We start from the raw sequence: 9,887 nt of genomic DNA on the forward strand, positions 1-9,887 counted from the left end.
GACTGTAACGCGTTACAGTCGGCGGCCGCCAACGAATCAAACGGCTGTGGACGAGTGCGGAACGGGTCGGTCTGTAAGCCGGATTCTGTAGTCGGCGATCATCCATCTACGGTGACCGTTGCCGGGCACCTCCAGCGGCCTACCCGCGAGCTCGGGCGGGCAGCCCTCGAACGCTCGCGCGGACGATGGTTTCCCATCGCCCTTCTTGGCCTTGCTCCACGTGGGGTTTACCGAGCCTCCGCAGTCACCTGCGGAGCTGGTGGTCTCTTACACCACCCTTTCACCCTCACCCGCACTCCGATGAACCACGGGGTTCACCGAAGCCGCTGGCGGTCTGCTTTCTGTGGCACTGTCCCGCGGGTTGCCCCGGGTGGGTGTTACCCACCACGCTGCCCTGTGGAGTCCGGACTTTCCTCGGCGCCCACCGGTGGTGGACGACGCGATCGCCCGACCGACCCGTTCCAGCTTCAGGATACGGCCTCGGTGGTCACCTCTGGCCAACGGCCGTCGGCAGCCCGCTCGTACGGGCGTACGTCGACCACCGCGTCGAGGTTCAGCGGGCCGTAGATGTGCGGGAAGCTGATGCCGATCGCGTCCAGATCCTCGTCGCAGAGCGCGGAGACCAGGCGCTCGGTGTCGATCACCAGCAGGCACAGCGGCTCGTCGACGTCGTCGTACACGAAGTTCGCCACCATGCCGACCTGCTCCGGCCTGGAGCAGTGGATGAACGTCGCCCCGTCGTCGAGGCTCTTGCCCCGCGTCGACCACCGGTAACTGCCCGCCTCCTTGGCGGCTTCCCACTGGTCCGGAAACGCGAGGTGCAGAATCGTCGCCATGCACTGAGGCTATCGGGGGCAGGGGAGCGAGTTTTCGTTGCGACACTCGCACGTCGTCCCGATGTCACCCGGCCCAGCTAGCCTGCCGCGCATGACTCCGCCCGACACAGAACTCGCCAGCCTTGATCGCCGCCGGTTTCTCGGTGCCGTCGGAGGCGTTGCCGGGCTTGCCGCGCTCGCGCAGCTCCCGGTCGATCGTGCGAACGCGACCCCGCGCCCTTCCGGTGGCGACTACCCCTTCACGCTCGGCGTCGCCAGTGGTGACCCGACGCCCTCCGGCGTGGTGCTGTGGACCCGCCTGGTGCCGGACCCGTTCGTTCCCGGTGGCGGCATGCCGGACAGCAAGGTGCCGGTCGAGTGGCAGATCGCGCTCGACTCGTCGTTTCGCCGCGTAGTACAGCAGGGCAGGACTTGGGCGTTGCCCGAACTGGCGCATTCCGTGCACGTCGAGGTCGAAGGTCTGGCCCCCGACCGTGAGTGGTTCTACCGATTCAAGTACCGCACTGATGTGTCCGCTGTCGGACGCACTCGTACTGCGCCCGTCCGCACCGGCCGGAATGCCTCGGTGAACTTCGCGTTCGCCTCCTGCCAGGAGTGGTCGAGTGGCTACTACTCGGCCCTGCGGCACCTCGCTGACGAGGACCTCGACCTGGTGCTGCACCTGGGCGACTACGTGTACGAGGGCGGTATCCCGGCGACCGGCGGTTACCGGAAGACGCCGGTGCCGGCGGTGTTGCGGTCGGCCCCGCGCGACGTAGAGCGCTGGCGGATGCAGTACGCGCTGTACAAGAGCGACCCGGATCTCCAGTTGGCCCACGCGCGATTCCCGTGGATGGTGACCTGGGACGACCACGAGGTCCAGAACGACTACGCCAACACCCAGTCGCAGTATGAGGGCGACATCTCCGTCCTGCGCGCGGCGGCGTACCAGGCGTGGTACGAGCACCAGCCGGTACGCCGGCCCGCGCGTCCCGCCGGTGCGGGCCCGCGGATCTACCGTCGGCTGCAATGGGGCGATCTCGCGCAGTTCGACGTGATCGACGGCCGGCAGTACCGCAGCGTCCCGCCGTGCGGGTGGGGCGAGGCCGACGCGTGCGAGGGTGGTTACGACCCGGCGATCACGATGCTCGGCAAGACCCAGGAGCAATGGTTGTACGACGGGCTGAAGCGGTCCCGCGCGCAGTGGGACGTGCTGGCCAGCAACGTCATGTTGAGCCGGCTCGACCATGACGGTGCCGAGGGCAACTTGCTCTGGCACGACGCGTGGGACGGCTTCCCGGCTGCGCGGCAACGACTGGTTCAGGCCTGGAACGAGGCGAACACGCGCAACCCGGTGGTGGTCACCGGTGACTGGCACTCGACCTTCGTGAACGACATCCATGCCGACTTCGACCGCGAGGGAACGCCGGTGGTGGCGACCGAGTTCGTCGGCACCTCGCTGACCAGCAACGGCGACGGCGAGGTGTACGGGCCGTACTACGGGCCGATGATCAAGTACAACCCGCACATCAAGTTCTTCGACGGCGACCGGCGCGGGTACGTCCGCTGCACGATCGACCGCGAGCAGTTCCGCACCGACCTGCGGATGGTCACCACGGTCAGCCGCGCGGACGCCCCGAAATACACCTACGCGTCGTTCGTCGTGGAGGATGGCCGCCCCGGTGCCGTGAAGCTCTGATCGCTCGGTCGTCGTACAGGTGTCATCGAACCGACGTACCCAAGGAGCGTCTTGGGCGCGTCGATTAGGGTGCTCGACATGGCGAAGGATGAGAGCACCGAGTCCACGTCCGAGGTGGCGGCCGAGGAGCAGAAGCCGGCCGCGGCCAAGACGCCCACCGACGATCTGGTGTCGACCCAGCACGTGCTGTCGATCGGCCGGAAGAAGCTGAAGTACACCGCGACGACCGGGCGGGTCGTACTGCGGCAGGAGGTGCTGACCGAGGGGAAGTTCGACGGGCACCAGCCGAAGGCGGAGGTGTTCCTGACCGCGTACACGCTGGACGACGCCGATGCCGCCGACCGGCCGGTGACGTTCGCGTTCAATGGTGGCCCGGGCTCGTCGAGTATCTGGCTGCACCTCGGTCTGCTGGGTCCGCGCCGGGTCGTGTCCGGTGACGCCGGTCAGCTCGCGCCCCCGCCGTACGGGCTGGTGGACAACACCGAGTCCCTGCTGCAGCACAGCGACATCGTCTTCATCGACCCGGTGTCGACCGGGTACTCGCGCGCCGTCGAGGGCGAGAAGCCGGGCGACTACCACGGGTTCACCCGGGATCTGGAGTCCGTCGGCGAGGTGATCCGGTTGTGGACGTCGCGCAACGGGCGGTGGATGTCGCCGAAGTTCCTGGCCGGCGAGTCGTACGGTACGACGCGCGCCGCCGGACTGGCCTCGCATCTGCAGGAGCGGTACGGCATGTACCTGAACGGGGTGATGCTGATCTCCGCGGCGCTCGAGTTCGGCACCCTCGACTTCACCCCGGGCAACGATCTGCCGTACACCCTGTTCCTGCCGTCGTACGCCGCCATCGCGCACTATCACGGTCTCGTGCCGGACCGGTCGCTCGAGGACCTGCTCGCGGATGCGGAGCGGTTCGCGGCCGGCCGCTACCCGAATGCGCTTGCCCAGGGCAACCGGATCCCGGCCGACTACCGGGCCGAGGTGGTCACCCGGCTGGCGTCCTTGACGGGACTGTCCGAGGACTATCTCGACCGGGTGAACCTGCGGATAGAGCACATGCGATTCTTCGCCGAACTGCTCCGGTCACGCCGCCAGGTGGTCGGCCGGCTGGACGGCCGCTTCACCGGGTGGGACGCGGACTATGCGGGTGAGACGCCGGGCAAGGACCCGTCGTTCAGCGCGATCATCGGGCCGTACACCGCGGCGCTGAACCACTACGTGCGGGTGGAGCTCGAGTACAAGAACGATCTGCCGTACGAGATCCTCAACATGGACGCGGCCAAGAACTGGTCATTCAAGGAATTCGAGGGCCAGCAGATCACGGTCGCCGACAAACTCGCCGACGCGATGCGCGTCAACCCGCACCTCAAGGTGCACGTTGCTTCCGGTCACTACGACGGTGCAACGCCGTACTTCGCCACCGAGCACACCTTGGGGCGTCTCCAGATCCCCGCCGAGCTCGTCGCCAACATCGAGACGAAGTACTACCCGGCCGGCCACATGATGTACCTCCACGAACCGTCCCGACTCCAGCAGTCCGAAGACCTCGCCACCTTCATCCACACAGCCTCGAACCGCTAACCACCCTCGCCGAGTTCAAGCGGGCTACTTGCCGCCAGCAACATCACCCCCAGACCGCTCCAGGCCACCACCACCGGCCGGTTCACTGGAACCGGGGCTGACTGTCGCCCGCTCACCCTGCGTGCATCCGAGTGGGATATCCGGCTCTCCTGCTTGATGTGTGGGTGATCTGTCCACCCCGGTGGGCAACCCCCTGACATGAGGCTCCGCTCGCCGCACGCCAGTCCCCGGGGGCTGCGAGTCGGCAATGGGGGTGGCCGGTGACGTGGTGGTCCCAGGTGCGGCGGCGTACCGATCGACGGGTAGTGGTCAGGTGCCGGGTAGTGCAGCTGAGCGGGGGATGGTGCCCGCGCGTACGTCGTAGCGGAGTGCACTACCCGTTCGTCGGTACACGCACCGGAACGCGCGACTGGTGCTGGGCATCGAGGGGTCCGTTGAGGGTGCAGTGGGGATAGCGCAGGAACTGATGGGCGGGGACCTGCTACTTCCTGTCCGGTCACCGTTGACATCCGTCTCCTGTCTCAGGTCACCGTGCCGTGTCACCCCGGGCACGCTCGATCCACCCACACATACGGCAGAAGAGGCGGATATCCCTTCGAGTTGTGGGTTCTCTGCTCCTATCCGAGGGGAGAACCCATAACCCTTGCGGTGCGGGAAAGGGCGTGCCTACCGGTAGAGGCGGAAGCCGGTTGGGGAGGGCGGCGTAGAAGTCTCGGCGGTGCAGAGGGTGAGCACTCCTGGGAGGTGGTAGTGCTTGTACTGCGTGAGTCTCACGGGAGGGTGAGGATCTCGGCGCCGGTTTCGGTGACGACCAGGGTGTGCTCGAACTGGGCGGTGATCGACTTGTCCTTGGTGGTGGCGGTCCAGCCGTCGTCCCACAGGTCGTAGTCGTGGGTGCCGAGGGTGAGCATCGGCTCGATGGTGAACGTCATCCCGGTCTCGATCACGTCGTCGAACCGCTCGTCGTCGTAGTGCGGGATGATCAGACCGGAGTGGAACGACGTCGCGATCCCGTGCCCGGTGAAGTCGCGGACGACGCCGTACCCGAACCGCTTGGCGTAGGACTCGATCACCCGGCCGATGATGCTGACGCGGCGGCCCGGCTTCACCGCCTTGATGCCACGGTTCAGCGCCTCGCGGGTGCGCTCGACCAGGAGCCGGATCTCCTCGTCCACGTCGCCGACCAGGAAGGTGGCGTTGTTGTCGCCGTGCACACCGTCCAGGAATGCGGTGATGTCGACGTTGACGATGTCGCCGTCCTCGAGCGGACGGTCGTCGGGGATGCCATGGCAGATCACCTCGTTGACCGACGTGCACAGCGACTTCGGGTAGTCGCGGTAGCCGAGGGTCGACGGGTACGCACCGCGCTCGATCAGGTACTCGTGGCCGACCCGGTCCAGTTCGTCGGTGGTGACACCAGGCTTCACCGCGTCACCGACCGCCTGCAACGCCTGTGCTGCCAGCTTCCCGGCGACGCGCATCTTCTCGATCAGTTCGGGTGAGGTGACGTAGGAACCGTCGTACGGCGTGGGGCCCGGCTTCCCGACGTATTCGGGGCGGGGGATCGACGTGGGCACTTCGCGGCGCGGCGAGATGATGCCAGGTGTGAGAGGCGACATGGTGAGATCATTCTAGAGAGCCTTGCCAAGACTCCAGGAGGTGGTCACTCTCATGGCCGACGATCACAGCAACGAGTGGTACTACTGCCTGAAGCACCACAAGGTCGAGCCCTACGAAGGCGACAAGGCAGCGGACCGGCTCGGGCCGTATTCCTCACCGGAGGAAGCCGCGCGGGCGCTCGACAAGGTCCAGGAACGCAACGAGGCCTGGGACAACGACCCCAAGTGGAACGACGACTAGTCCGTCACAGCTGATGCACCGAGGGGCACCACCGCTGATGGTGGTGCCCCTCGGTCTTTGTCAGCTGACGTCGCCGGTGAGCGAACGTCCGGTTCAGCGGGTGACCCGCCGGGCCGCGGTCTTGCGGGCCGGGGCCTTGCGAGCCGGGGCCTTCTTCGCCGCGGTCCGCTTCGCCGTCGTCTTCTTGGCGGCGGTCTTCTTGGCCGGGGCCTTCTTCGCCGCGGTCTTCTTGGCGGGCGCCTTCTTCGCGACCGTCTTCTTCGCGGGCGCCTTCTTGGCCACGGTCTTCTTGGCCGTGGTCCGCTTCGCCGGCGCCTTCTTCGCGACGGTCTTCTTGGCCGTGACCTTCTTGGCCGGGGCCTTCTTCGCGACCGTCTTCTTCGCCGTCGTCTTCTTGGCGGCGGTCTTCTTCGCAGCGGTGGTCTTCTTGGCTGCGGTCTTCTTGGCGGGCGCCTTGGCAGCGCTGCGCTTTGCCGGCGCCTTCTTTGCCGCACTCACCTTCTTCGTCACTGTCTTCTTAGCTGCGCTGACCTTGCGCGCGGACGTCGTCTTCGCGGCGCTGGCCTTCTTCGCGACAGTCTTCTTGGCGGGAGAAGCCTTTTTGGCTGTCGCCTTCCCTGCGGCTGCCTTCTTGGCTGGCACTCTGCCTCCTTGGTGCGGCTGAGGAAAACCACGGTGGATTCCTCGTCGTCATGATGATGACAACACTTGGTGGCTACGTAAAGCACCCGAAACGTCTTCAGGTTAAGGCGTCCTGACGGCGAGCAGACGCGCAAATGCCGAAAATCCTTGTGCAGAAGGGATTCCGTCGCGCTAAGAGGATGCCCGAAGGGTCCGATAATTTCTTGGCGACACGCGCACAAAGTTCGTGTCGAACCGCCCTTTCGGGGAGTGTTGTCCTCGGCAACGGCCTGTGCGAAGTGAGGTGAGGGAGGTGTCGAAGAGCATGATGAGAGTGCTCGCTGAGCACGTTGCAGACGGCTTCGGAGACGCACGATGAGAGAGCTCACGGACGACCTCGGCGACGTCGTCGCGATGCCGTCGACAGTGCGTCGTGTGGTCAGCATCGTGCCGTCGTTGACCGAGTCGATCGCGGCAACGCACGAGCACTTGATCGTCGGTGCGACGGACTGGTGCACACATCCCGCACACCTCGACGTGACACGTGTTCGCGGTACCAAGAATCCCGATCTCGACATCATCAAGTCACTCGCACCGGACGTCGTGATCGCGAACGCCGAAGAGAATCGCGCCGTCGATCTCGCGACGTTGCGCGCGGCCGGAATCGCGGTCTGGACCACCTCGCCGACCACAGTCGCCGAATCACTCGAATCACTCGACCGGCTGCTGTCCGCGATCACCGGAGCAGTTCCGGAGTGGCTGGAACAAGCACGCGCCGAGTGGAGTACGTCGTACGACGGAAAGCGCCGGCGGGCCGTCGTACCGATCTGGCGTAGACCATGGATGGCATTGGGACGCGACACGTTCGCGGGAGATCTGCTGGCCCGGATCGGCGTCGACAACGTGTTCGCGGATTCCGGCGAGCGTTATCCACGGTTCGATCCGGACGCGTTGCCGGAGTACGACATCGTGGTGTTGCCGGACGAGCCTTATGCCTTTTCACCCGAGGACGGTCCGGAGGCATTCACGCGGCCGGCGAAGTGCGTGTCCGGGCGGCATCTGACTTGGTATGGACCGTCGCTGGTGGAGGCGCGGGAGCTGCTGACCAGACAACTCACCTGAGCCCTCAGCGGACGGGCGCAGTGATGTGCGCCACGATGGCTGCGCTGTCAGCTAGACGGTTAGGTATGCCTCACCTACACTCGCTGCGTGCCGTCGATGACCGCGAAGAAGAAGTGCTGCAAGGACAAGCCGAGGTGCAAGAAGTGCCCGGTCGTCCTGAAGCGGCTGGCTGATGCCGGCTGCGCGGAGCGGCTCGATCGGATCCACTACGAGGTGGACAAGAAGATCAAGAAGAAGATCCTCAAGGAAGCCCGCAGCCGCTGACGCTCAGGATGCGCGCCGCAAGGTGATCGCGTCGGCCGCCTGGCGGAGCAGTCCGGGGATGGTGACGTGTGCTGCCTGACCGGTCGCCTCGAGATCGTCGCCGTACCACCAACCGTGGGCGCTGATCGTCTCCAGCTCGAGTTGTTCCTGGTTGGCGAACGTGACGTCGACGCCGTCCACCGCGACCGCGAAGAACGTCTGGTGCTGGATGATCGGGCACCCGCCCCACTCGAACTCGATCGTGTTCGTCGCCACCGGCGTACCGAGTGCGTCGATCGGCAGATGGATGCCGACCTCTTCACGCAGCTCCCGGCTCGCCGCCTCCGCGACCGTCTCACCGGCTTCCACGCCGCCGCCGATGGTGAACCAGTACGGCGTCTGTGGCTTCAGCGGATCCCAGCCGTGCAGCAGCAGCACCCGACCGTCCGGGCGGACGGGCAGGACGCGGGCCGTCGTACGCCGGACGACGGTGCCTGGTGGTGGCAGACGAGGATCGCTCACACAACAAAACGCTAGACGAGGAAGGGCATCCCGCGTCGGCTCGTGCGGCGCGTCTCACATTCGTTGCCGTACACATCAGGTGGCACGATCGAAGTATGACGGCAACCATCGGTCTCGGACTGGCAGCGCTCGGGCGACCCGGGTACATCAACCTCGGACACGACGAGGATCTGCCGCCGGGCCGCGCGATCGAGGACCTGAGAGCGCGCACACATCAACTCCTCGAGCAGGCGTGGCAGGCCGGTGTTCGCTACTTCGACGCCGCGCGTTCGTACGGTCTTGCCGAAGTCTTCCTCGGCGAGTGGCTGACACCCGAGCGACGCGACCAGCTCACCATCGGCTCGAAGTGGGGCTACACGTACGTCGCCGACTGGCGGCACGACGCGGATACGCACGAGGTGAAGGACCACTCGCTCGCGACCTTCGAACGGCAGTGGCCCGAGACCCTTCAAGCGCTTGGTGGAGCACCCGACTTCTACCTGGTCCACAGCCTCACGTCGGACAGCCCGGCGCTAGGCGACGCCAAACTGCTGGACCGACTCGGTCAACTCGCGGCCGACGGCGTGCGCGTCGGATTGTCGACAAGCGGACCACACCAGGCTGAGACCCTGCGCAAGGCACTGGAACTGAACGGACCGTTCACCGCCGTCCAGTCGACCTGGAACGTTCTCGAGCCCTCAGCAGGCGCCGCACTCGCCGAAGCACACGACGCAGGCTGGTTCGTCGTGGTGAAGGAAGCCGTCGCCAACGGCCGACTGACCGCAAAGGCCGGCGAGACCCCGTTCAACGAGTTCGCCCGTCAACACGGCATCACCCCCGACGCCCTCGCCATCGGCGCCGCAGCCGCCCAACCCTGGGCCGACGTCGTCCTCAGCGGCGCAACCACCACCGAACAACTCGAAAGCAACCTCGCCCACCGCCCAGACGGCCCCCTGACCGAGTTCGCCCAACAACCAGACGAATACTGGACCGAACGCTCAGCCCTACCCTGGATCTAACGTCCTATCAACCGACGCGTGCTACGCAGCCGCTCCTACGTCACGCCCACACGCCCGCTCCCACCCGCTCGGGTTCCCGAGCGGGCGATCGCCCGCCTTCTGCGTGTTCCTGCGTCGCCCGCGATTGACGACCCGGCTCCCCTCCGCAAGGCAACTGCCCTTCCGCCGACCGCTGCCTCACAGCGTTATGCGCCATAGCCGGAGCCCAGCAACCCCGCCCGGCCCCCGCGGCAGGCACATTGCGCGACGAGCTCGAACCGCACCGCCGAGCAACCACAGTCCCGACCGATGAGAGCAGCACTCCCTCGCGCCGGTGGCGGAGAGCTTGAGCTAGGTCGGACAGTCGGGTGGCCTGCCCGGTGCCGGTACTCGGTGGGTGCCGGTGGGGGTGACGTGGAAGGTGAAGCCGTGGGGTGTGGTCCATTGCAG

Annotated in this window: 10 protein-coding genes and 1 other RNA gene; 6 read left to right on the top strand and 5 right to left on the bottom strand. The window is 66.3% G+C overall.

Going from position 1 to position 9,887, the window contains the following annotated elements; all coding sequences use genetic code 11:
• Window positions 1-58: 58 nt before the first annotated feature.
• Both rnpB and V9K99_RS34375 read right to left on the bottom strand, forming a co-directional pair.
• Window positions 59-459: RNase P RNA component class A (gene rnpB / locus V9K99_RS34370), an RNA gene on the bottom strand.
• Window positions 460-467: 8 nt separating this feature from the next.
• On the bottom strand, window positions 468-836 hold the full coding sequence (locus V9K99_RS34375) for a DUF952 domain-containing protein (protein WP_337323636.1): 369 nt from the start codon (window positions 834-836) through the stop codon (window positions 468-470).
• Between the two features lie 91 nt (window positions 837-927).
• On the opposite strand from V9K99_RS34375, the gene V9K99_RS34380 reads away from it, so the two are divergent.
• Together V9K99_RS34380 and V9K99_RS34385 are read left to right on the top strand one after the other, a co-directional pair.
• A complete protein-coding gene (locus V9K99_RS34380) occupies window positions 928-2,514 on the top strand; it encodes an alkaline phosphatase D family protein (protein ID WP_337323635.1) in 1,587 nt (528 codons plus the stop codon).
• Between the two features lie 78 nt (window positions 2,515-2,592).
• The gene (locus V9K99_RS34385; protein ID WP_337323634.1) at window positions 2,593-4,092 is read left to right on the top strand and encodes a S10 family peptidase; all 1,500 of its coding nucleotides are present in this window, start codon (window positions 2,593-2,595) and stop codon (window positions 4,090-4,092) included.
• 770 nt (window positions 4,093-4,862) lie between these two features.
• On the opposite strand, the gene map is transcribed toward V9K99_RS34385, so the two are convergent.
• On the bottom strand, window positions 4,863-5,711 hold the full coding sequence (gene map, locus V9K99_RS34390; protein WP_337323633.1) for a type I methionyl aminopeptidase: 849 nt from the start codon (window positions 5,709-5,711) through the stop codon (window positions 4,863-4,865).
• Window positions 5,712-5,763: 52 nt separating this feature from the next.
• Between map and V9K99_RS34395 the strand changes: the two genes are divergently transcribed.
• Complete coding sequence (locus tag V9K99_RS34395) at window positions 5,764-5,952, top strand: hypothetical protein (RefSeq protein ID WP_337323632.1); 189 nt, start codon at window positions 5,764-5,766, stop codon at window positions 5,950-5,952.
• Window positions 5,953-6,045: 93 nt separating this feature from the next.
• Here the strand turns inward: V9K99_RS34395 and V9K99_RS34400 are convergent, their stop codons facing one another.
• Window positions 6,046-6,594 carry a histone H1-like repetitive region-containing protein gene (locus V9K99_RS34400; RefSeq protein ID WP_337323631.1) on the bottom strand — a complete coding sequence of 183 codons (549 nt, stop codon included), beginning with the start codon at window positions 6,592-6,594 and terminating at the stop codon, window positions 6,046-6,048.
• 354 nt (window positions 6,595-6,948) lie between these two features.
• Between V9K99_RS34400 and V9K99_RS34405 the strand changes: the two genes are divergently transcribed.
• Both V9K99_RS34405 and V9K99_RS34410 read left to right on the top strand, forming a co-directional pair.
• Complete coding sequence (locus tag V9K99_RS34405) at window positions 6,949-7,695, top strand: helical backbone metal receptor (RefSeq protein ID WP_337323630.1); 747 nt, start codon at window positions 6,949-6,951, stop codon at window positions 7,693-7,695.
• An 87-nt stretch (window positions 7,696-7,782) separates the two neighbouring features.
• Window positions 7,783-7,959, top strand: a complete 177-nt coding sequence (locus V9K99_RS34410) for a hypothetical protein (RefSeq protein ID WP_337323970.1) — start codon at window positions 7,783-7,785, stop codon at window positions 7,957-7,959.
• 3 nt (window positions 7,960-7,962) lie between these two features.
• On the opposite strand, the gene V9K99_RS34415 is transcribed toward V9K99_RS34410, so the two are convergent.
• Complete coding sequence (locus V9K99_RS34415) at window positions 7,963-8,460, bottom strand: NUDIX hydrolase (protein WP_337323629.1); 498 nt, start codon at window positions 8,458-8,460, stop codon at window positions 7,963-7,965.
• A 95-nt stretch (window positions 8,461-8,555) separates the two neighbouring features.
• Between V9K99_RS34415 and V9K99_RS34420 the strand changes: the two genes are divergently transcribed.
• Window positions 8,556-9,458 carry an aldo/keto reductase gene (locus V9K99_RS34420; protein WP_337323628.1) on the top strand — a complete coding sequence of 301 codons (903 nt, stop codon included), beginning with the start codon at window positions 8,556-8,558 and terminating at the stop codon, window positions 9,456-9,458.
• Window positions 9,459-9,887 lie beyond the last annotated feature (429 nt).

It is taken from the genome of Kribbella sp. CCNWLW201, assembly GCF_037203805.1.
Lineage (GTDB): Bacteria > Actinomycetota > Actinomycetes > Propionibacteriales > Kribbellaceae > Kribbella.